Here is a 22,858-nt window from a genome sequence, read left to right on the forward strand (position 1 = left end):
ACCCTACTCTCTGATCAATCTCTAAAATGACGATGCGGCGGCCCGTGCCGCCCTGGACAAGCGACCTGCGTTGCGTTGGGGGAAAAATGCTTGCGACCGAAAACGGCAGGCCGGAACCTTCACGTTCCCGCCGTGAAGACCATGCGCTGCAACGGATCGTGATCGTCGCCGAGCCGGATTTCCTGGTGGAGTGCCTCGCGGAGGTGCTGAAGCGGCATTTCCCCGATCACGAGGTGGTCGTGGAGGACCAGGCGGGCGAGGCGCTGCGGCAGCATCCGCGCATTCGCCTCATCCTCTTCCACCGCATGGACGCGGCGGACATCGCCCGGATGCTGCGGGATCTCGATGTTCACGCCCCGTCGGCGGCATCCGGCGTCCTGATCGAGGATTCGCGCGCGCTCGACCCGATCCTCACGCTCCTTGCCGGAGACCGGCATATCGACGGCATCCTGCCGCTCGATGTGCGGCTGGACGTGTTTCTCGCCGGCGTCGACCTGCTCGTGAAGGGCGGGGAGCATTTCCCCTCGGCGCTGCTGCGGCGGCTGAAGTCCGCCGGCGCGCCCTCCGGCCCGGCCGGCGCCAGGCGCCTCCTCACGCAATATGCCGATTTCGCGCAACCCGGCGGGCGCGAATCCCACCTGACGACGCGGGAGGTCGAAATCCTCGACCTGCTTTGCCGGGGCACGCAGAACAAGATCATCGCGCACAGCCTGAGCCTCTCGGAAAACACCGTCAAGGCGCATGTCCGCAACATCTACAAGAAGCTGCGCGTGAAGAACAGGACGGAGGCCGCCCGGTTCCATTTCGACAAGCCCCATTCCGCCGCCGGGCCGGCAAGACACCCCGCCGCCCGGAGCTGACGGGTATGCTCCGCCCGGAAGGCCCTCCCTCCGTCGGCATGCCCTCATACGGTGGAGGTATCCGGACGTGAAAGGCTAATCCCTTTTTGCACCTAGGATCGCAGCCCCAGTCGTGGTTAGTTTCGATGGTGAACCGGCTCCGGGGAGTAAAAGACACAGGAGCCGCGTTTTCTAGCCGAGATCTGAAAGGATCGACGTCGTGAAACCTTGGGGGCTTTGCGACGGAGGGACGACTTTGTTCTGCTGTACGTCGTCTTTCTCACCGGCTACCGTGGCAGGAGATGAGTTCATCGTTCTTCTGCCTTGATTCAACCTCGGAGCAAGCGCGAATACGATCCCATTCGAGATGAGCAGGGATTATCGTGAGCGGCTCCGTTTTCTTTTCGGACGGAGAATGCCATGAATTACGATCCGAGAGGCGATGAAACCAATATCGGCGCGCTCGCCGAGGGGTTCGCCAACAGTGCGATCAGTTCCACGGAAGTCAGTGACGATTCGACCGGTTACGTCGGCGTCGCCAACGGCAACAACCGCGACAACGTGGACAGCAGCATCAACGTCGACGTCGATGCCGCCATCGACGTGGATGCCAACAACGGCAACAACCGCGAGAATACCTATACCTGGGACTACGACAGCAACAGCGTCACCAACAACACCACCAACTCGATGTCCCTGGCCGACACCGACACCAACGTGCAGACCGTGTCGGACAGCTACAACTCGTCTTCGTCCGAATGGAACTATGACGGCAGGTCCTACACGGACGACCATACGACGAACCTGAGCTACACGAATGTCGATACCGACATCAGCAACACCACGAACACCGAAACCACGACGCTGAACACGGCCATCAGCGACAGCTTCAACACGGTATCGACGGATACCGATTTCTCGGTGATCAGCGGCGTTTCGGACTTCGACAATCTCGGCGTGGCCGGCCGCGACCTGACGTTCAACATCGGCGACGACTACTCGTTCGCGCTCAACATCGACGGGATCCTCAAGGAGTCCCTCGGCGGCGCCGACAGCGACGGCATCTTCAGTGCGGTCCAGGCCAACCACCTGGTCGACCAGGACATCGCCTACAACGTCACCATGAACAACCAGGAGGCCCAAAACGACCTGCGGGCCGACGCCGGAAGCGCCTATGGCGACCCGGGCCTCAAGGGCTGGGATCTGGGTGCCGGCGACGACGTCTCCGGGTCGAGCGTGGCCGACGCATCGGCAATCCTCGCCAATTCCGGCTACCACCTCCAGCTCGTCCAGGGTGCCAACCTGCTCACCAACCATATCGAAAGCAGCTTCGTCGGTGGCGACCATTATGTCACCAATGTCGGCGAAGACTCGTCCGGCTCCGGCTCCTGACGACATCCCATCCCGAGACAGGGTCGCGCCGGTGCGCCGGCGCGACCCTCAAGGCGTGAAAGCCCGGAGCCTGGGATGAGAGCAGCGACCGCCACCGCGGTCCCATCGTTGCCCTCCTTCCGGCCGCGCGGCGAGGGAGATCGACATGTTGCCCGACCGGACATCGCAGACCATCGCCCATTTCATCGGCTACTTCGACAGCGTGATCGAAGAGGCCCGGCTCCGCATCCAGCAATCGGAAGGCAGGGTCCTGGGCGAAAAGGCGGCCCCACCCGCCGAGCTGCAGGCGCTGGCGCCGGATTTCGCGACCGATTTCAGCCTGCGCGGCTTCATCCCCGACGTTCCCTACAGGGCGCCGCCCTTCGAGCTCTACGGCGGCGGCAGCCACTTCCACCACGCTCCCATCGGCCTCGGCTTCGGCTGGCAGCGGCCGGTCTCGTTCGATCCCGACATGCCGCGCCACGTGCTGCCGGGCCGCCCGGCGGCCGACGTCGAACAGCAGCTTCACATCTTCGCCGGACCCGGCTCGATCCAGGCGCAGATATTCCAGGTCAACGTGCTCTACGACGCCGACTACCTGGACCTGACCGACCAGCCGCACGAGCGGATCGACATGTCCTTCGTAGCCGGGCGCCTGTCGGACTATGCCGATGCCGGCGCGGCCTACGGCGAGCGCACCAACTTCGACCGGCCGCAGGACCATGCATCCCTCGACGCCATGGCCAAGTGGTACGGCACGCTCGGCGAGGCGCTCGGCCAGGAGGACCGCCCGCCGATCCACGCCGACGCCCACAGCGAGTTCGTCGCGACCGGCGATGGGGCGAAGGGCATCCATGTGAACGGCGAGTTGCGGGAGGAGATGCCGGTCCTCAAGGACCTGCTGCCCGACCGCGGTCTTGCCGCGCCCCCGGCCGAGGAGGCGGAGGACGCAGAGCAGACGACGGCCGGCGCGCATGGCCCCGCGGTCGACAGCATCGTCGTCGACGCGGGGGCGAATGTCGTCGCCAACATCGCGGCGGTCACCAATGTCGGCATCATCGCGCCGGTGATGAGCGTGATGGGCGACTACCACCAGGTGGACGTGATCTCGCAGGCCTATGTCTACAGCGACGTCGACCATGACGGCCGCTTCCCGGCCGGCGACGCGGCATTCCATGCCGGCTCCACGACGCAGGCCTTCAACATCGCGGCCATCAAGGACATGGCCTTCGCGCTCGGCGGCGGCGGCGAGGAGGGCGGCGATGCGCCGCCGGTCTTCCCGACCGACTGGGTGGTCAGCCGCATCGATGGCGACGTCTGCTTCATGGAGTGGATCGAGCAGTACAATTTCGTCACCGACAACGACCAGCTCGTCATCACCACGCGGGGCAGCGAGATCTCGATCCTGTCCGGCGGCAACACCGCGCTCAACATGTCGACCTTCTTCGGCATGAGCATGCAGTACGACCTGGTGATCGTCGGCGGCAACGTGATCGACATGAACGTCATCAACCAGCTTGCCGTGCTCTACGACAACGACTGGCTGGCCGGAAGCGGCGCGGGGGCGAGCGGCGTCTCCTTCGACGGCGGCGGCAACCTCATCTGGAACCAGGCGTCCATCACCAATGTCGGCAGCGGCAACTTCCAGGAGATGCCGGGCTACATGTCGGACGTCATCGCCGCCATCGACGAGCGCGATCCGAACATGCCGGCCGGGCTTGCGGGCGACGCCGCCTTCCAGGGCCAGCATGTGCTGAGCGTGCTCTACATCACCGGCAACGTCTACCAGCTCAACTACGTCAACCAGGTCTCCATCCTCGGCGATGCCGACCATGTCAGCCAGCTGGCCGCGAACATGCTGGCGGAGAGCGAGGATGCCAGCGTCACCATCCGCACCGGCAACAACGCCGTCATCAACATCGCCGAGATCGTCGACTACGACAGCTTCGGCGGAACCACCTATCTCGGCGGCGGGCTCTATACCGACGCCATCCTCATCCAGGGCGGCATCATCGAGCAGGACGATACCCACCCCCAGACGGTCGGGACGAAGCTGGCCAACGAGGTCATCGCCTTCCTCGACGATACCCCCGACCACCCGGGCACGAGCGGCGACGGCGTCATCGACGCCGGCCATGACTATTCATGGAACACCGCCATGCCCTCCGATGCGATGCAAACCGTGATTGCCTGACGGCCGAGGAGCGGCGCCCCATGAATGCCTTTACCAAGAACACCTCCCCGATGCCCGCCGAACTGCCCCTGCCGCTGCGCATGGGGGAGGCAGACCGGCCCGTGCGGCCCCGGCCGGAGGCCGATCCGGCCGGCGACGACGCCCTCACCCGATCCTGCATCGCCGCCGTCGACGAGGCCGTGACGACGTTCGCCGCCGCGCCTGACGGCCGCGAGGCACGGCCGGGCGCCTGGGCCGAGGCCGCCGCCGCCGTCCGGCCGACCATCCAGGAAAGGATCGCGCCCGCCCCAAGGCCGCCGGCCGATGCCGGGCGTGCCGCCGCGCCGGCGTTCGCGCCCGCCGCGCCCGGGCCGGTCCCACCGCAGGCGAGGCTGCGCGAGCCCGACCCGGTAAAGGCGCCGCCCGTCCAGCCCTTCGGCCGGACGATCGAGGCCGACCGCGGACCTGTCCGCGTGAGCGAAAGGCGGCCGCAGGGCGGGGGCGGAAGCGGCGACGGGGGTGTCCCGTCCGGCGGCGGCAATGGCGGGGGCGGCAGCGAGAATGCGGGCTTCCACAAGCGCAGCGGCCCGGCCAATTTCGCCACCAGCCTTGCCAAGGCCATCGCGGTCGTGCGGCAGAACCTGATGATCGTGATGGTCTTCACCGTGGCGATCAACATCCTGCTGCTCGCCATTCCGCTCTATCTCTTCCAGATCTCCGACCGCGTGCTGACCAGCCGCTCGATGGACACGCTGATCATGCTGACGATCGTCGTCGTCGGTGCCGTGCTGCTGCAGGCCTTCGCCGACAGCATCCGCCGCTTCATCCTGATGCGCACGGCCGTGGAGCTCGAAGTCCAGCTCGGCGCGCCGATCCTCAGCGCCGCCGCGCGCGCCTCCCTGCATGGAAACGGCAAGGACTACCAGACGCTGCAGGATCTCCAGCAACTGCGCAGCTTCCTGACATCTGGAACGCTCATCGCCTTCCTCGACGCGCCGCTGATGCCGCTGTTCGTGCTCGTGGTCTACCTGGTCCACCCGCATCTCGGCGTCATCATCATGACCTGCTGCGCGGTCCTGTTCATCGTGGCCTATCTCAACCAGTCGTTCACGGCGCGTCACTTCGCCGAGGCGAACGGTTTCCTCAGCCGCGCGAACCTCCAGCTCGATTCCATGTCGCGCAATTCGCAGATCATCAATGCGATGGCGATGATCCCCGAGGCCGTCAAGCTGTGGGGGCACGACACGGCGGGCTCGCTGAAGGCGCATGTGCGGGCCCAGGATCGCGCCATCGTCTTCACCGGGATTTCCAAGTTCTGCCGCATGGTGACGCAGATCGCCCTGCTCGGCTGGGGCGCGCATCTGGCGCTGTCGGGCCAGCTGACCGGCGGCATGGTCATCGCCGCCTCGATCATCTCCGGCCGGGCGCTCGCGCCCATCGAGGGGGCGATCGAGGGCTGGAACCAGTTCAACAGGTCGCGCGCCGCCTATGGCCGCATCCAGCAACTGCTGCTCTCCTCGTCGCTGAACTTCGCGCGCCTGCGCCTGCCGCAGCCGGAGGGCCGCCTCGATGTCGAGCGCCTCCTCTTCGTGCCCCCGCCGCAAAAGCGCGTCATCCTCAACGGCGTCTCCTTCTCGCTGAAGAAGGGGGAGTCGCTTGCGGTCATCGGCAATTCCGGCTCCGGCAAGACGACGCTCGGCAAGATGCTCGTCGGCTCGATCATGCCGACGTCAGGCAATGTCCGCCTCGACCTGATGGACCTTCGCAACTGGGACCAGCGGCAGTTCGGCGAGAGCATCGGCTACCTGCCGCAGGACGTCCAGCTCTTCCCCGGCACGATCAAGGCCAACATCGCCCGCATGCGCGACGACGTCGACGACCGCATGATCTTCGAGGCGGCGGTCCTGGCCGATGTGCATGAGCTCATCGCCACGTTCCCGCAGGGCTACGAGACGATCGTCGCCGCCGACGGCGCGCCGCTCTCGGGCGGGCAGAAGCAGCGCATCGCGCTGGCGCGCGCCTTCTTCGGCAATCCGAAATTCGTGGTGCTGGACGAGCCCAATTCCAATCTCGACCCGCCGGGCGAGGCCGCCCTCGGGCGGGCGCTCCAGCATGCCAGGCGCGCGGGCATCACCACGGTGACGATCACCCAGCGCCCCTCGCTCCTCCAGGTCGTCGACAAGATCCTCGTTCTCAAGGAAGGCACGGTCGCCATGTTCGGCGAACGGGTCGAGGTGCTGGCGGCCCTGGCGAAGACCTCCGCTGCAAGGGGCGCCGGCACCGCCGGCATCGAAGGAAGGTGAGCCATGGGCAAGGATGAAAAGGCAATCGCGCCCACCGGCCAGGCGGACTGGTACGCGGACGTGCCGCGCTCGATCCGCCTGCATGTGATCGTCGGCATGACCGCGCTCGGCGTCACCTTCTGCGGCTTCGGCGTGTGGGCCGCGACCGCGCCGCTCGCCTCGGCGATCATCGCGCAGGGCAGCTTCGTGGCCACCGGCAACAACAAGATCGTGCAGCATCTGGAAGGCGGCATCATCAAGGAGCTGCATGTCGGCGAGGGCTCCAAGGTGCGCGAGGGCGACGTGCTGGTGACGCTGGACGACACGGCCGCGCTCGCCAACGAGCGGGCGCTGAAGCTGCGCTGGCTGCGCCTGGAGGCCGTCGTCGCGCGCCTGAGGGCCGAGGCGCTCGGCGCGCGCGTCTTCGCGCTGCCGCCGATGCTGGTCAAGGAGGCGAGCGATCCCGATGTCGTCGCGATCGCCGAGAGCCAGCACGTCATCTTCAACAGCCGCAAGGTCAAGCTGGAGGAGCAGCTCAACCTCGTGGACAAGAACATCCGGTCGCTGGAGTTCCGCTCGAAGGGCTATCGCGGCCAGAAGGAGGCGCTGGAACGCCAGGTGGTGCTCCTGGAGGAGGAGCGCGATTCCAAGGCCAAGCTGTCCAAGGCCGGCTACATGAAGCGCACGGACTACCTCGCCGTCGAGCGGGCGATCGCCGACGCGATGGGCGACATCGCGCGCATCCAGGGCGAGGTGAACGAAAGCGACGCGCAGATCGATCGCTACAAGCAGGAGGCGGTCATCGCCGTCAACACGCTCAAGCAATCGGCGCTGGACGCGCTGGAAACCGCGGATTCGGACCTCGACGCCGTGCGCGAGCAGATGCGCGGGGCCTCCGGCGTGCTCGACCGCACCGTGATCCGTTCGCCCGTCACCGGCACGGTGGTGCGCTCCTACTATCACACGGCCGGCGGCGTCATCACGACGGGCAAGCCGATCATGGAGATCCTGCCCGCCGGTGTCCCGCTCATCATCGAGGCGCAGGTGCTGCGCACCTCCATCGACCAGGTGCGCGAGGGCGAGACGGCCGTCGTGCGCCTTTCGGCGCTGAGCAGCCGCACGACGCCGGTGCTGGACGGCAAGGTGATCTATGTCTCGGCCGATTCCGTCGATGAAGGCACGCTGACCTCGCCGAAGGACGTCTACATCGTGCGGGTCCAGGTTCCCGAAAAGGAAATCCGGCGGATCGCCGGGTTCCATCCCGTGCCCGGCATGCCCGCCGACATCCTCATCCAGACCTCCGAGCGCACGTTTTTCCAGTATATCACCAAGCCGATTGCAGATAGCATGTCGCGAGCATTCAAGGAGAAATGACGACCCGGAGGCAGCCATGGGCAACATGCCCGACGTTCTCCTTCTGGTGGGCCGGCTCAACTATGTCTGGACGAATACCGAGAGCCTGCTGATCTACATGATCGCCCACCAGCTCGGCGTGGACAAGGAAGCGGCCATCGTCGTCTTCCTCACGCTGAACACGACGCGCGCGCGCATCGATCTCGTGGAGCGCCTCGCCAAGCGCAGCGCGACCCCGCCGGCCGACCGCGGCTTCATCCTCGACGTGATGGGGCGGCTGAAGCGGGTGAGCCGGCTGCGCAACAAGTACAATCACAGCATCTACGCCTTCAACGAGAAGGGCGACATCGCCAGCACGCAGCTCATGCGGCTGGTGGAGACGGACGATTCGATCCTCTACGGCAAGGTCGAGCAGATGGACCAGCGCGAGATGCGCCAGCTCGAAAAGGGCATCGCCGAGATCGCCGACATCAGCAAGATGCTGTGGGGCTTCATCCATGCGAGTCCGGCCCTGAAGGATGCCCTCTAGAGCAATTCCAGCAGAAGTGCACAGCGGTTTTGCGTCCGGAATTGCGGAAAAACAAAAGGATAGAGCATTTTCGCGATTCGGAGAAAAGCGGACATGCTCTAGCGGCTGATCCGCGCGTAGACCCGCTCCAGCGCCTCGGTGAGGGCGCTCATGCCGCCGTCACGCTCGAAATCCCGGAGCACCTGTTCGTTGAGCCCGCCCCTGGTCGCGTATTCGCGGCTCATCTCGACGAAGTCCCCGTGCGGGCCGGCAAGGAGCGCCGTTTGGGAAAGCTCCGCGAAGAGCGGGGCGAGATAGGCGCGGCCCTTCTCCTCCGGCAGGCCCTTCTGCGCCAGCCATTGCGTCGTGCGGTGCATGATGGCGAAATAGGTGGCCATCAGCGCGCTGGCGGCGGCGAGAAGGTCGTATTCCGCCTTGCTCTCGCATTCGACGGCATTGCCCAGCACGTCGAAGAGCGCCGCCGCGCCCGTATCCGGCGGATAGATCGCGGTGACGCCCTTGCGCCGCGCGACGAAGGGCAGCGGGATCGCCTGCACGAGCGCGACATCCGCGCCGATCCAGTCGAGAAGGGCCGGCCTGCCGGTCGCCGCGACGAGGCTGATCACCTTCTGCCCGTCGCGGAAGCGCAAGGGGCGGACGACCTCCTCGGCGATCTGCGGGCGGATCGCCAGCACGACCGTGTCGCAGCCCTCGACGATCGCCTGGTTGTCGGCGGAAACCAGCACCGCGGGAAAATCGGCGGCAAGGCGCGCCGAGGTCTCGGCGCTGCGCAGCGAGACCATGACATGCGGCACGGCGGCGTGCGGCGAAAGAAGCCCGCGCACCATGGCGTCGGTGATCGCGCCGGTGCCGATGAAGCCGATTTTCAGGGGCAGGGACATGAGCGGCTCCGCAGGCTGGAGCAATTCCAGCAAAAGTGCGCAGCGGTTTTGCGTCCGGAATTGCGTAGAAACAAAAGGATAGAGCATTTTCGCGATTCGAAGAAAAGCGGAAATGCTCTAGCAGGCCGGCGATTCCGGCCGTGGCGATGGTAGAGCCGGCGCCCGGCTTTGTCGATGCGCCCGCCGCCTATCGGCGGCGGGCGGCGGCCTCCATGTCGTCTGTATAGTACTTGTCGTAGAGGTCGCGGTATTTCTCCGCCGCGCCCGCATCGCTGTAGCGGGCAAGCGCGGCCATGTCGGTCTTGTTGAGGATGACGCCGAGCGTCTTCGCCTCGATCCGGTGCTCGGCGGCAAGCAGGTCGCGCACGAGGTTGGAGGGGGTCCTGCCCCATTCCACCACGAAGAGGAAGCCGTCGACCAGCGGTTCGAAGGCCTTGGCGTCGACGACCGGGCCGACGGGGGCGAGGTCGACGACCACGTAGTCGAAGGCCTGCCGGGCCTCTTCGAGCAGGCGCTGCATGGCCGGCGAGGTGATCAGCTCGTTGCCGTCGTGCCGGCGGGCCTCGCCCGGCCGGATCGCGATCGGCAGGATGGCGAGTTGCGAGCGGCGGTCGGTCTTGACCGCCTGGGTCCACGGGATCTCGCCACTGACCGCCTCGATGAGGCCGGCCTGCGGGGCGGGGCTCATCCTGGCGCTAAGGCCGGGCCGGCGCACGTCGGCGTCGATCAGCAGCGTGCGCTTGCCGCTGATGGCAAGGAGCGCGGCGAAATTGGTGGCGACGGTCGACTTGCCTTCGCCGGGAAGCGCGGAGGTGACGCCGATCACCCGGCTCTGCCGGCCCGTCAGCATGGTCTCGCAGGTCAGCTTGGCGTTGCGCAGCGTTTCGGCGAAGGCCGAGCGCGGGGCGTCGAGCACGATGCGCGTCATCCGCTCGAGCGGGATGTCCTCGTCCGTATCGCCCGGCGCCGGCTCCGCCTTCACCACCTTCGCGCCGATCATCGCGGGCTTGCGCTTCCTCTGCCCGCCGACGAGCGGCAGGTAGCCGAGCGGCTTGAGGCCGAGGATGGTGCGCACGTCGCTTTCCAGCCGGAAGGCGCGCTCGCGCAGCTCCTGCACGAAGGTCAGCACGCCGCCGGCCATCAGGCCGAGCACCAGCGAAAGGCCGAGCACCATCGTCTTCTTCGGGCTCGACGGCGCGGTCGGCACGCCGGCATCCGAGATCACCCGCGCCTTGGCGATGGGGAAGGACTGCTTCTGCGAAGCCTGCTCGAAGCGGCTGAGGTAGGATTCGGACAGCGCCTTCAGCGCCGTCGCCTTCTGCTCCAGCTCGCGCAGGCGCACCGAGGAGCGGTTCGCCTCGGCATTGCTGCCGGCGACCTTGTCGATGCTCTCGCGCAGCGAGACCTCGCGCGAGCGCGCCACCTCGTATTCGTTGCGGTAGCTGGCGGTGAGCTGCTGGAGCTCGCGGTAGACCTGCCCGGCAAGGTCCTCCTTCTCGGCTCTCAGCGCGGCCGCCTGCGGATGGTCGGCGCCGAAATTCTGCGCGATGTCCTGGGCGCGCTTGACGACGGAATTGTAGCGCTCGCGCAGGTCCTGAAGCACCGAGCCGCCCGCCTGCTGGGTGGGAATGGAGGCATTGTCGACGGCCTTGTCCGGCCCCTGCTCGACGATGGCCCTGAACTGGGCGTAGCGCGCCGAGGCGCTTGCCGCATCGGCCTGCGCCAGGATGAGCTGGCTGTTGAGGTCGGCAAGCTGCTGCTCGGACATCAGTTCGCCGCGCGCGGTGGTGAGGCCGTTCTCGTCGCGGTAGCGCTCCACCTCCAGCGCGGCGTCCTGCGCGCGGGCCTGAATGTCGGCGAGCCGCTCCTGCAGCCAGGTCGAGGCCTGTTCGGTCGCCGTGAAATTGGCGCTGAGCTGGTCCTCGAAGAAGGCTTGCGCGTAGCGCCTGGTGATCGCGGCGGCGAGCGCGGGATCCGTCGAGCGGAAGGAGACGGCGAGCACGGCGCTGCGCGCAACGCGCTCCACCGCCAGCGACTGCTGCAGCATGGCCGCGGCCTTGTCGCGCCGGCCCTTCGCCAGCGCCTCCTCGGAGGCGTCCGGGCCGGACGAGGTCAGCGCCTTCGCCCAGCCCTTGACCATGGCGACGGGCGATTGCGGCGGGTCGAGGATGGTCTCGTTGTCGGCAAGCTTGAGGTCGTCGACGACGCGAAGCGCCAGCCGGCCGGACTTCAGGATCTCGACGGCGCTCGAAATGCGCATGTCGACCTGCTGGCTGCTCTGCGGCGAGGGCTCGGTTTCCTCGGCATAGCGCGACAGGTCCTCGTCGAGCAGGATCTGCGTCATGGACGTGTAGACCGGCGTCGCGAACACGAGATAGGCGACGGCGAGCGCCACGGCGAGCGCGACCGAAAGCCCGATCAGCCGGGCCCGGCGGACGAGGATCGCCAGCAGGCGGTTGAGGTCGATGAAGGAATCGGACGGATCCGGCTCCCGTCGCAGGATGCTGCTGTGCGGTACGGTGCGTTGGTGCATGGGGCTCCGTTCTGCCTTTCGGCGCGATGGAAAGCTTTTCCTCCCCAGAATGCGGCCCCGGACCTCGACGGGCCCGGGGCCGCGCTATCATGCCGCGCGAATCCGGCCCTCATGCGACAACACCATGTCGCGCAGCGCCGGGTAGAGCGCGCCGGAAAGATCGGGACGCGCCAGCGCGAAGGCGACATTGGCCTCGATGAAGCCGTGCTTGGAACCGCAGTCGTAGGTCCGCCCCGCATAGGGATGGGCGTGGAAGGGCTGCGTCTCGGAGAGCTTCAGCATGCTGTCGGTGAGCTGGATCTCGTTGCCCGCGCCGCGCTGCTGGCGCGCGAGCTGCCCGAAGACCTCCGGCTGGAGGATGTAGCGGCCGTTGAGGAAGAGGTTGGACGGCGCTTCGCCGGCCTTCGGCTTCTCCACCATATGGGTGACGGTAAAGCCGTGGCGCACGGCCGCGCCCTTGCCGACGATGCCGTATTGCGAAACCTCCTCCGGCGCGCATTGCTCGACGCCGACGACATTGCCGCCGACCTCCTCGTAAAGCTCCATCAGGCCCGCCATGCAGCCGCGTGCGCCGAAGGAGATCATGTCGGGCAGGAGCAGCGCGAAGGGCTCGTCGCCGATGAGGTCGCGGGCGCACCAGACGGCATGGCCGAGGCCGAGCGGGGCCTGCTGGCGCGTGAAGCTCACCGCGCCCGCGGCGGGAAGCAGCTCGCTCAGTTCGCTCACCTTCTCGTCCTTGCCGGATTTCTCCAGCGCGGCGACGAGTTCCGGCGTGTCGTCGAAATGGTCCTCGATGACCTGCTTGTTGCGGCTGGTGACGAAGACGACATGCTCGATGCCGGCCTCGCGCGCCTCGTCGAGGGCATATTGCACGACGGGACGGTCGACGATGGTCAGCATTTCCTTGGGCATGGCCTTGGTGGCCGGCAGGAAGCGGGTTCCGTTGCCGGCGACGGGGATGACGGCCTTGCGGACGGTCTTGGTTCGCACCATGGAATTATCCTTTGTTCTTGAGCGGCTGGCCGGATGCGGCCGCCGTGCGAGGCGCCGGCGACGCCGTCAGGCGGCGCCACCGAGCGGCGATCGGCATGGAAAGATGCCGGAGCGCGACGGGATCGCCGAGCGCCACCTTGAGGGCGGCGCCCGGCGAACGGTTCTTGATGTGCCGGACGAGGGAGAGGAAGGCATGGGCCTCCCGCAGGTTGCGCGTGCGGCGGCGCTGCGCGCGCGCGGCCTCGCCCTCCAGCGGGAAGCGGGCAAGGAAGCGCCGGTCGCCCGCAAGCATCGCCTCGACATGGTGGAGATGCAGCACGCGGGAAATCGAGGTCTCGCGGACATGGTAGAGGTAGCCGGCCTCGGGCACGACGGCGCAGCCGCCGCCGGCGGCAAGCACCGCGGCGAGCAGCAGGTAGTCCTCGCCGATCCTCAGGTCCTCGTCATAGGCAAGGCCGTTTTCCGCAAGGAAGGCGCGGCGGAGGACCGGCTTCATGTAGCCGAAATTGTGCGTGCCGCGGAAAACCCGGTTGGAATCGATGAAGGCCGGCAGCGTCAGGCGGGGCATGGCGGCAAGAAGGCCGGGCGGGAACATCGCCTCGCTCCGGCCCTCGCCGTGCCGCACGTCGAGATTGTCGACCGCCGCCACGGCATCCTGCCTTTCGGCGGCGTCGATCATGCGGCGCAGGCGGTCCGGCCGCATCGTGTCGTCGGCGTCGAGCACGGCGATCCAGCGCCCGCGGGCAGCGGCGAAACCGGCATTGCGCGCGCCGCCGGGGCCCTTGTTGCGGTCGAGCGCGACGAGGCGCACGGCCGGTTCGCCGAGCGCTTCGACGGCCGCGCGCGTCGCGTCGGCCGAGCCGTCGTCGGCGACGATCACCTCCACACTCACGCCCGCCTGCGCCAGGGCGCTGCGCACGGCGCGGGCGATGGTGTCGGCCGCGTTGTAGGCGGCGATGACGATGCTCGCCTCGGGCTCCCTCATGGCAGCGCCTCCAGCTTGCCGTAGGGCTCGATGGCGCGCGTGCCGAAAAGCCCGCCGACCGCGCCGGCGTGGAGGAGGCCGCGCAGCAGGAAGCGGTTGCGGCGCACCGGCGAGAGGGCGAAGGCCGTGGCCCCGCCGAGGCAGGCGGCGCATTTGGCGGCGGCGAGCGCCGCGGCGTTCAGCCGTGCCGCGCCCTCGTGCCGCGCGGCAAGCAGCCGGCCGTGCGTCTGGCCCATGCGCAGCCGGCGCCGGGCAAGCCAGGAAAAGCGGGCGCGCGCGGCGGGCACCGGTTCCTCCACCCACGCATCCTCGGCAAAGGCGATGCGACCGCCCGCGGCGTGGACGGCGGTGAAGAATTCGGTGTCCTCGCCGCCGCTGCGCCCGAGCGCAAGGTCGAAGCGCCGGCCGGCGATGCACGGGGCGGCAAGGCGCACCAGCACGTTGCAGGTATAGCCGGTGCGGATTTCGCCGTTCACCCAGACGGGGCGCGTGGCGTGGAAGTCGCCGCTGCGCATCCAGTCGGGCGTCTGCGGCCCGTAGAGCGCGCGCACCGGGCCGAGCACCACGTCGGCCCGGCTTTTCACGGCCATGGCGAGCAGCCGGTCGAGCCAGAGCGCATCCACCGTCTCGTCGTCGTCGACGAAGGCGATGAAGTCGGCATCCGTATGGTCGAGGCAGGCATTGCGGGCGATCGAGATGTTGCCGGCCGGGCAATGCACATAGACGATGTCCGTCGGCAGCAGGGGCACGGCGGCCTCGACGCGGGGACGCGCGCTCGGCTGCACGTCGTTGTCGGCGACGATGACGCCGAGGCGCACGCCCGCCGGAACGATCAGCTTGGAGAGCGAGGCCAGCGTCTCGCTGAGCGCGGCGCGGCGGAAGGTGCAGACCGCGATGTCGATGCGAAGCGGCGCCGTCATGCCAGCGCCCTCCGGCTGCGGAAGTCGAGCACCTCGCGCCAGAAGCCGGCCGACCAGGCGAAGTGCATGATCATGGCGGAGACGGCGGCGAGCGGGCCGTAGGGATTGCGCTGGCCGAGCGCCATCCACGCACCGTAGCCCATGCAGGCGGCGGCCCACAGCACGAAGGGCACGGCGGCGATCCAGGTGATCGCGGCGAGGAAGGCGCCGGCGGCGACCGGCGCCACCATCAGCGGCAGCAACTGGCGCAGGCCCGGCCGCGAGCGATGTTTCAAAACGTTGCGCGCCCGGCCGCGGCCATAGCCGAAATACTGCCGGAAAAGCGGCAGGACACTGTCGCGCGGATAGTAGACCATGCTCGTGCGCGCGGTCATCCAGATGCGGTAGCCGGCCTGGCGGAGCCGGTAGTCGTATTCGGCGTCCTCGTTGGCGGTGAAGGTCTCGTCATAGCCGCCGACGGCGCGGAAGGCGGATATGCGCATCAGCGCGTGGTGGCCGTGGTCCGCCCAGTGGCTTTCCGCGCCCGCCCGGTGTTTGGCCCCGCCGTTGCCGAGCACGGAATTTTGCGCGACGGCGGTCGCCTTCTGGAAGGTGCCGAAGCCGACGGTCTGCATGGCGACGACGACGGAATCCGCCCCGGTTTCCAGCGCGTCCTCCACCAGCACGCGGCAATAATCGTCGGGATAGGTGCCATGCGCGTCGATGCGGATGAGATAGTCGTGTTCGACGCCGAAGGTGGCGACGGCAAGGTTGATGGCGGCGCTCTGGATGCGCTTGGGATTGTCGAGCACATGCATGTTCGGCACGCTTGCGGCAAGGCGCCGGGCGATCTCCCGCGTGCCGTCCGTGCTGCCGCCGTCGACGACGACGAGCGTCGCGGCAAGGCCGGAAAGGCTGGGTTCGAGATGGCGGACCAGCGGTTCCAGGTAGCGCGCCTCGTTGAGGCATGGAATCACGATCAGGCAACGCACGGATGCGGCAGCGTCAGCGGTCATGGCAATCCACCTTGTTTGCGACGAGGGAGGGAAGGGGGGCGAACGCCGCCGCCGGGGCGGACGGCTGCCGGAGGGCGGCGAGGCGCTGGACGAAGGCCGCGCAATCGGCGCGGTCGAGGACCCAGGGCCGCGTGCCGAGCTTGACGAGATTGGCGTAGAGCGCCCCGTAGGCCTCGCCGTCGAAATCGGCGAAGCGGTTGAAGAGGGTGTCGGCGCGGTCGTTGGCAAGCGTGACGCCGACGCCGCGCTGCCTTGCGAGCCGTGCGGTCTCGGTTCCGTCGAGAACGATGGGAAGCGCCCCGTGCCGGCAGCCCTCGTAGAGGCGGTTCGGCAGCAGCCAGAGCGAGTTCCGCCCCTCCTCGAAGAAATCAATGGCCCAGGTGAAATCGACCGCGCCATAGATGGCCGCGAGGTCCTCCGGGTTGCGGTAGGGGCCTTCGAAGCGGATGAAGAGCTCGCGGGCGATACGGCCGTCGAAATCCTCGAATTCGCCGTGGGCCGGCCGGCCGCGCAGCACCACCTCGAAGCGCCCCGCCATGCGCCGGGTGAACGCGGAAAGAAGGTCGAGCGACTTGCGGCAGCGGATCGCGCCGAACCAGCCGATGCGCCAGGGCTCGCCTGCCGGGCGCGTGCGGGCGGGAAGGCCGCCCGCGTCGCCGTCCAGCTCCAGCACCTGGTTTTCGAGGAGATGGACGGGGGCGCGGATGCCGGACAGCGGCTTGAAATAGTGCTCGACGAAGGCGGGCGAGCTGGTGACGACGAGGCCCGCCTTGCGGCCGAAATGCCGCTCGGCGCCCCGCAGCGCCCGGCCGACCATGCCGTTTCGCAGCATGAGGCGGTGGATGTCGAGGCATTCATAGGCGACGGGCACATCGCCGAAGCGGGCGGCGGCGCGGCCGGTAAGCGCCAGCGTTTCGAGGTTGCGGGCGAGAATGACGTCCGGCGTCTCGATGCCGGAAAGCCTGCGCGAAAGCGTCGCTGCCGCGCCGGCCACCGCGACGACGCGCTGGGCGAAGCGCGCGTCGCCCGTCGCGCCGAGGTCGATGGGCGTGACGCCCTCGATGTCGGCAAGCCGGTTCTCGCCGCGGCGGAAGCCGGCGAGCGTCACCGAGGCGCCGCCCGCGCGCAGCATCAGCACCCGCCGGCGCACGGCCGGGTCGGAAAGATCGTGGACGAGGTAGAGGACGCGAAGCATCGGCGCCATCCTCAGTTCACGAGGCAGGCGACGGAGCCGTCGAACTGGCAGGGCTCGCCCTCGGCGGTGAAGGCGATGCGCTCCACCTCCATCGTCGCCGGCCCGGCAAAGGCGAAGCGGCCCATCCAGTCGCTGAGCGTATCGGTGCCCCAGAGCGACAGGAAGATCTTCTGCGCATTGGTCGGAAGTTTCCGTGCGTCCGTCACCTCGTGCACGAGCGTGCCGTTGAGGTAGTAGGCGATGCGGTCCTTGCGCCAGACGAAGGCATAGTCGTTGAAGCCGCTGTCGGCGCCGCCGGGAACGGCGACGAGCTTCTCGTTGCCGCCCTTGCCGGCGATGTACTGGTTGACCTGGACGCGGGAGGTATCCTTGCCGAGCACCTCGAAGTCGATCTCGTCGTGCGGCTTCTTGTCGGTCGGGCCGATATAGCTGAAGAAGGCCGAATTGAGCCCCGGGCCGCTCGCCGATTTCATGCGCACCTCATAGGTGCCGTAGCCGTAGCGCTTGCGGGTCTGCACCTCGCCGCAGGCATATCGGCGGTCGCCGGCCGGCCGGGCGTCGAAGGAGAGGGTAAGCTTGCCGCCCGCCGCCTTCACCGCGTCCTTCGACCAGGTGCAGTTCTGGTGCGCGCCGTTGTTCCAGCCGTCGGAGACATACCAGCGGGCGGTGTCGAGCCGGTCGAATTCCTCGACGAAGGAGGTGCCGTTCGCGCCCTCCTGCGCGGCAAGGGGACCTGCGGCGGCGAGGGTGGCGAGAAGGGCGGTCGTCTTCAGGGCAAGGGTCATGGTCACCTCCTTTGGGCGATGGAGCCGGCGGGCTTCATCTCCGGGTGCTGGTGTCGCCCGGCCGCGGCGCGCTTGCGCTCGCCCATGCGGCGGCCCGTGAGGATGGCATGCAGCGCGGGCGCAAAGCGCCGCGCCGCCGCGTGGGTGGAAACGAGGACGGCAAGGGCAAGCACCGGGCTTGCCGCGTAGAACAGCGGGTAATCGGGGATGGCGAGCCGGTTCCAGACCATCCAGAACAGGATGAGCAGCGGGTAGTGGCCGCAGAAGATCCAGAAGCTGAGCCCGCCGAGCCGCGACAGCGCCTGGCCCGCGCGGGTGCGGATGAGGAGCGCCGAGAACGCCCAGGCGCCGAAGATGCCGGCGATGGCCGCCATGCCGCGCAGCATGTCGAGCCAGACGGGGAATTCCGGTCCATGGGCGTAGAGCAGGGCGGCGAGCAGCACGGCCATCGCCAGCACGGCCGAGACGACCGGCAGGGCGAAGCGGTCCAGGCGCCTGATGTCGACACGGTGCAGCGCCAGCGCGGCACCGAGGCTGAAGCCGAACAGGATGGATTTCTTGAGGAAGATGCCGCTCGGCACCGGCAGCACGGCAAAGGCCAGCATCAGGGCGAGCACGGTGCGCGGGTAGCGCATGACGGCCAGCGCGATCAGCGGCGACAGGACGAGGCAGAGCAGAAGGTCGCGCAGGAAGTAGAGCGGGATGTTGATCGGCCAGGTCTCGACGGCAAGGCCGAGGTTCATCAGCTCGCGCGGCGTGGCGTTGACGACATCCGGCAGGTAGCCGAAGCCGATGCCGCGCCACTGCGCGAGATAGACCAGCGCGAGGAAGGCCGTGTTCCAGAGCAGGAAGGGCAGGAGGATCGTCGAGGCCTTGGTGCGCAGCGTCCGGCGGTAATCGAAGGCCTCGAACCCGCGGTGGAAGAGCAGGTAGCCGGAGATGGCGGAAAGGCACGGCACGCCGATGCGGAAGAGGCTGTCGGCGAGGAACACCCGCAGCCAGTCCAGCCCGCCGAACGTGCCCGCATAGGGGCTCGTCGCCGGGTCGTAGGGAACATGCACGAAGATGATCCCGGTGATCAGCACGATGCGCATCATGTTGATGCGTGCCGAAACGGTCGCGTCGATTTGCACGGTTCCGTCACCCCTCTGGTGCGCCGTTCCGATCGGGCGGCTTCAAACGATGGGGCCTGCACCCCGTGAAGAGGAGTTTGGGTGAGTGGACAGCGCAAAATATGGCGACGCAGCAAATTTGCCGGCGACGGCGGTTGCATTGCAGCATAGCCGGGGCAAGTGCAGTTCGCGGGAAATACACGCTCACATAAGCGTGAGGTCAATGTGAAGACCGGCGCTTCAATACTTTGCAGCCTATTCGAAATTACTGATGCATGCGCAATTTCTGGGTGCAGGCGGGGCCGAATTTTTTTTGCTCTGCTGTGCCGATCTCGCGCAGGACTGCGCTGATTCCGGCAGGCCGGCCCCGAAATGGGGCAGGCTCAAGGCAGGCTGGCGAGCGCGGAGGCGCGGGGACGGCGCACCATGTCGAGGAGCTTTCGCAGCAGCGGGCGCTCGGTGAGAAGGGTGAGGACCGCATAGATCACGCCGCCGAGCGCGATGCCGATGGCGACCTGCAGGACGGGATGGAAATGCGGCGCGAGATAGTGGTCGAGCGCATGGCGCACGGCGAGCGCCATCAGCGCGGCGGTGAGCATGGGGCGGATCGCGCGGTAGAAGCCGGAAAGGAAGGGCGACCCGTCCGCCCGGAACACCACCCAGGAATAGCCGACGAGGACGGCGGCATTGACGAGGCAGAGGGCGACCATCGCCTCGATCAGCGTGCCGTGCCAGGCGCCGTAGGCGACGGCGGCGGTGGTCGCTGCGGCGCGGCCGACCGCCCACCAGAAGAGCGCCCCGCCATGGCCCGACCCCTTGAGATAGGGGATGAAGGTGCTGCACGGCGTCAGCAGCCCCTTGGAGAGCGCCAGCAGCCCGAGCACCGGCCAGGCGGCCGCCCATTGCGGGCCGAAGAGCAGCAGCATCGAGGGTTCGGCGAGCGCCCACAGGCCGAACATCATCGGCGCGAGCAGGAGGGTCGTCACCTGCGTGCTGAGCATCAGCGCCTGCGAGCGGCGCGCGCGGTCGTGCATCATCGCGCTGAAGGCGGGGAAGAGCACGCCCATGACGCCCGACAGCACCACCTGGTTGGGAATGCTGGAAAAGCGGTTGGCGGCGGAATAGGCGCCGGCATCGGCAAGGCCGAGGAAGCGCGAGATCACCACCATGGGCGACTGGAAGGTGACGAAATTGGCGACCTCCGAGCCCATCAGGCCGAGGCTGAAGCGCGTCAGCCGCACGACGCTCGCCGCATGGAAGTGGAAGCGCGGCAGGTAGCGCGAGACGAGGAAGAGGCCGGCAAGCCGGATGACCCCGGCGACGAAGAGCTGGGCGACCAGCGCGAAGACGCCGAAGCCGGCGATGGCGAGGACGACCGCCGCGATGGCGGCGAGCGATTCGGAGATCATGCTCCACAGCGCATCGCGGCTGAACTGCATGCGCCGGGCGACCAGCGCATAGGCGACGTCGCCGGCAAGCTGGAGCGGGATGAGCAGGCACATGACCCGCAGCAGCCAGGCCGCATCCGCCGCGCCGAACCAGTCGGCCAGGGGTTCGGCGAAGACATAGAGCCCCGCCGCCATCAGAAAGGCGAAGCCGAGATTGGCCCAGAAGACCGAGTGGATCGTGCCCTTTTCCTCCCCCGGTTCGAGGATGAGGGCGGAGGCGAGACCCGCCCCGCCGATCATGGCGAGGAACTGCACGACGGCGAGCGCGACGGCCACCGCGCCGAACTCTTCGGGCGTCAGGAGCCGGGCGAGAATGGGCACGGTGACAAACTTAAGCCCGAATGTGCTTGTCTTGGATAGGACGCTCCAGCCGACGTTTCGCGTCACCGATTTCGCGTTCACGGACTGGGACATGGGTGGATTCCGCTTCACAAAAGGAGCCTCGACGAGACAAAAGCCTGCGCCGGAAACGGCCGCGCCCCGGTGGGAGGAGACCAGACGAACCTCTTTCTAGAGAAACCACAGGGACGAAAAGATGGCGAAGCTGACAGTTATCATCCCCTTCTACCAGAAGGAGCCGGGCATCCTGAGGCGTGCGCTCGCGTCCGTTTTTGCTCAGGGATTCAACGACTTCGACGTCATCGTCGTCGACGATGAATCCCCCTGGCCGCCCGATGGCGATCTGATCGACTTTTCCGAGGACGAGCAGGCGCGCGTGCGCGTCATCCGCCAGGAAAATGCCGGGCCGGGCGGCGCGCGCAACACCGGGCTCGGCCATGTCCCGGCGGCGAGCGACTTCGTCGCCTTCCTCGATTCGGACGACACCTGGGCGCCCGGTCACCTCGCGATCGCCCATGCCGCGATGACGCATTTTTCCGCCGATTGCTACTTCGCCTCGATCACCGGGGGCGATGCCTTCTACTATCATTTCGGCGTCGAGGACCTCGAAAGGACGGAGGCGACGGTGCGTCTCAACGACGATCCGCTGCTGATCGAGATTCCCGATCTCACGCAGGTCATGTTGAAGAACTGGAGCTTCCTGCACCTGTCCGCCATGGTCATCGCCCGGCCGGTCTTCGAGCGGGTGCGCTTCGATGCGGCCCTCAGGCTCGCGGCCGAGGACGTGCTGTTCTTCTGCGACTGTGTGCTCGCCGCGCGGCGGGTGGTGCTGAGCGGGGCGGCGGGCGCGGTGCGCGGGGAGGGGATCAACATCTTCCACGGCGTCGACAACGATTCGCCGCAGTTCCTGCGCCAGCAGTTCAACACCTGGGTGGCGCTCGACCGGCTGGAGAGCCGCTTTGCCGAGCGCCCCGCCGAGGTCGCCTCGCTGCGCGCCTACAAGCAGACGGCGCGCCGGCAGGCGCTCTGGAGCCAGGCGCGGCGCGTCAGGCACCGCAAGCTGCCGCAGTTCGACATGCTGGCCCGCTGGGCGGTGCGCGATCCGCGCCTGCTCGCCAGCGTCGTCGGCCTTGCCGTCGGCAAGTTCTCCCGCTGAGCGGACAGGAGGTCAGGATGAAGCCCTTTTACTGGGAATCGCAGCACGGCAATTTCGGTGATGACCTCAATCTCTGGCTCTGGGATTTCCTGCTGCCGGGATTCCGCGAGGCGCATCCGGACGTGCTGCTCGTCGGCGTCGGCACGGTGCTCAACAGCGCGCTGCTGCCGAAGGAGGGCCGCAAGCTCGTGCTCGGCAGCGGCTTCGGCTACGGCACCCTGCCGGACATGCGCGACCGGGACCTGTGGGACGTGCGCTCGGTGCGCGGCCCGCTGACGGCCGCAAGGGTCGGCGTGCGGGAAGAGCTCGGCATCGTCGATCCGGCGGTGCTGGTCGCCGACATGCCGGAATTCGCGGACCAGCCGAAGCGCATCAAATGCGCCTTCGTTCCCCATTGGGAATCGGCGGTGGCGGGGCTCTGGCCGCTCGTCTGCGCCATGGCGGGGCTGCATTACATCGATCCGCGCGGCGAGGCGAAGGACGTGATCCGCGAGATCGCCGCCTGCGAGCTGATCGTCGCCGAATCCATGCACGGGGCGATCCTCGCCGACGCCTTCCGCGTGCCCTGGGTGGCGGTCAGCACCTCGGCCAATATCAACGGCTTCAAGTGGCGCGACTGGGCCGCGACGGTCGATGTCGACCCGACGGCCCGGCGCATTCCCATCTCCACCCGCGCCGAGGCGATCATCAAGGGCGCCCGCTTCTGGGGCGTCGATTACGAGGGCGCGGGACATGCGGCCGAGGCGGACACGGTGGCCGTCGCACAGGCCGCCCCCCGCTCGCGCCTGCGCCTTGCCGCCAAGCAGGTCCTCGCCGCGCCCTCGACGCTCGCCCTGTGGCAGGCGAGCCGGGCGGAGCCGCAGCTCAGCACGGACGCCCGCCTTTGCGAACGCAAGGAGCGGCTTTACGCGGTGCTGGAAGGCGTGCGGCGGCATTATCTGTGAGGGGAAGCCCCGGGCACGGCCTCGC

General features: G+C 67.8%; 18 protein-coding genes. 8 read left to right on the forward strand and 10 right to left on the reverse strand.

Annotated elements, in window-relative coordinates:
• The first annotated feature begins 86 nt into the window (after positions 1 to 86).
• From L0976_RS10990 to L0976_RS11015, 6 genes are all read left to right on the forward strand, one after another.
• Positions 87 to 860 carry a response regulator transcription factor gene (locus L0976_RS10990; protein WP_234187322.1) on the forward strand — a complete coding sequence of 258 codons (774 nt, stop codon included), beginning with the start codon at positions 87 to 89 and terminating at the stop codon, positions 858 to 860.
• Positions 861 to 1,259: 399 nt separating this feature from the next.
• Entirely contained in the window at positions 1,260 to 2,231 is a 972-nt protein-coding gene (locus L0976_RS10995; protein WP_203320349.1) for a fibrinogen-binding protein, read from the forward strand.
• 145 nt (positions 2,232 to 2,376) lie between these two features.
• Positions 2,377 to 4,404: a hypothetical protein gene (locus L0976_RS11000; protein ID WP_234187323.1), complete on the forward strand. Its 2,028-nt coding sequence runs from the start codon at positions 2,377 to 2,379 to the stop codon at positions 4,402 to 4,404.
• Positions 4,405 to 4,424: 20 nt separating this feature from the next.
• Entirely contained in the window at positions 4,425 to 6,686 is a 2,262-nt protein-coding gene (locus L0976_RS11005; RefSeq protein WP_370643634.1) for a type I secretion system permease/ATPase, read from the forward strand.
• 3 nt (positions 6,687 to 6,689) lie between these two features.
• On the forward strand, positions 6,690 to 8,039 hold the full coding sequence (locus tag L0976_RS11010; RefSeq protein WP_234187324.1) for an HlyD family type I secretion periplasmic adaptor subunit: 1,350 nt from the start codon (positions 6,690 to 6,692) through the stop codon (positions 8,037 to 8,039).
• A 16-nt stretch (positions 8,040 to 8,055) separates the two neighbouring features.
• Positions 8,056 to 8,547: a hypothetical protein gene (locus L0976_RS11015; protein ID WP_203320352.1), complete on the forward strand. Its 492-nt coding sequence runs from the start codon at positions 8,056 to 8,058 to the stop codon at positions 8,545 to 8,547.
• 98 nt (positions 8,548 to 8,645) lie between these two features.
• On the opposite strand, the gene L0976_RS11020 is transcribed toward L0976_RS11015, so the two are convergent.
• The 10 genes from L0976_RS11020 to L0976_RS11065 form a co-directional block, all read right to left on the reverse strand.
• A complete protein-coding gene (locus L0976_RS11020; RefSeq protein WP_234187325.1) occupies positions 8,646 to 9,428 on the reverse strand; it encodes a pyrroline-5-carboxylate reductase in 783 nt (260 codons plus the stop codon).
• Positions 9,429 to 9,615: 187 nt separating this feature from the next.
• Positions 9,616 to 11,961, reverse strand: a complete 2,346-nt coding sequence (locus L0976_RS11025; protein WP_234187326.1) for a polysaccharide biosynthesis tyrosine autokinase — start codon at positions 11,959 to 11,961, stop codon at positions 9,616 to 9,618.
• An 87-nt stretch (positions 11,962 to 12,048) separates the two neighbouring features.
• The gene (locus L0976_RS11030; RefSeq protein ID WP_234187327.1) at positions 12,049 to 12,954 is read right to left on the reverse strand and encodes a UTP--glucose-1-phosphate uridylyltransferase; all 906 of its coding nucleotides are present in this window, start codon (positions 12,952 to 12,954) and stop codon (positions 12,049 to 12,051) included.
• Positions 12,955 to 12,958: 4 nt separating this feature from the next.
• Positions 12,959 to 13,939 carry a glycosyltransferase family 2 protein gene (locus tag L0976_RS11035; RefSeq protein WP_234187328.1) on the reverse strand — a complete coding sequence of 327 codons (981 nt, stop codon included), beginning with the start codon at positions 13,937 to 13,939 and terminating at the stop codon, positions 12,959 to 12,961.
• The gene (locus L0976_RS11040; RefSeq protein WP_234187329.1) at positions 13,936 to 14,859 is read right to left on the reverse strand and encodes a glycosyltransferase family 2 protein; all 924 of its coding nucleotides are present in this window, start codon (positions 14,857 to 14,859) and stop codon (positions 13,936 to 13,938) included. Before L0976_RS11040 ends, L0976_RS11035 begins: the two co-directional genes overlap by 4 nt.
• Positions 14,856 to 15,854 (reverse strand): glycosyltransferase family 2 protein, encoded by a 999-nt coding sequence (locus L0976_RS11045; protein WP_234187330.1) that lies wholly within the window; start codon positions 15,852 to 15,854, stop codon positions 14,856 to 14,858. The genes L0976_RS11040 and L0976_RS11045 overlap by 4 nt, the downstream gene beginning before the upstream one ends.
• Entirely contained in the window at positions 15,844 to 17,049 is a 1,206-nt protein-coding gene (locus L0976_RS11050) for a glycosyl transferase family 1 (protein ID WP_234187331.1), read from the reverse strand. The genes L0976_RS11045 and L0976_RS11050 overlap by 11 nt, the downstream gene beginning before the upstream one ends.
• Positions 17,050 to 17,060: 11 nt before the next feature.
• Entirely contained in the window at positions 17,061 to 17,834 is a 774-nt protein-coding gene (locus L0976_RS11055) for a glycoside hydrolase family 16 protein (RefSeq protein WP_234187332.1), read from the reverse strand.
• A 2-nt stretch (positions 17,835 to 17,836) separates the two neighbouring features.
• Positions 17,837 to 18,967 (reverse strand): acyltransferase, encoded by a 1,131-nt coding sequence (locus L0976_RS11060; RefSeq protein WP_370643635.1) that lies wholly within the window; start codon positions 18,965 to 18,967, stop codon positions 17,837 to 17,839.
• 362 nt (positions 18,968 to 19,329) lie between these two features.
• Positions 19,330 to 20,808, reverse strand: coding sequence for a lipopolysaccharide biosynthesis protein (locus L0976_RS11065; protein ID WP_234187333.1), 1,479 nt, complete (start codon positions 20,806 to 20,808; stop codon positions 19,330 to 19,332).
• A 121-nt stretch (positions 20,809 to 20,929) separates the two neighbouring features.
• On the opposite strand from L0976_RS11065, the gene L0976_RS11070 reads away from it, so the two are divergent.
• Together L0976_RS11070 and L0976_RS11075 are read left to right on the forward strand one after the other, a co-directional pair.
• On the forward strand, positions 20,930 to 21,889 hold the full coding sequence (locus tag L0976_RS11070) for a glycosyltransferase family 2 protein (RefSeq protein WP_234187334.1): 960 nt from the start codon (positions 20,930 to 20,932) through the stop codon (positions 21,887 to 21,889).
• 17 nt (positions 21,890 to 21,906) lie between these two features.
• Positions 21,907 to 22,833: a polysaccharide pyruvyl transferase family protein gene (locus L0976_RS11075; protein ID WP_234187335.1), complete on the forward strand. Its 927-nt coding sequence runs from the start codon at positions 21,907 to 21,909 to the stop codon at positions 22,831 to 22,833.
• Positions 22,834 to 22,858 lie beyond the last annotated feature (25 nt).

The sequence above is a fragment of the Shinella sp. NM-101 genome (genome assembly GCF_021401195.1).
Lineage (GTDB): Bacteria > Pseudomonadota > Alphaproteobacteria > Rhizobiales > Rhizobiaceae > Shinella.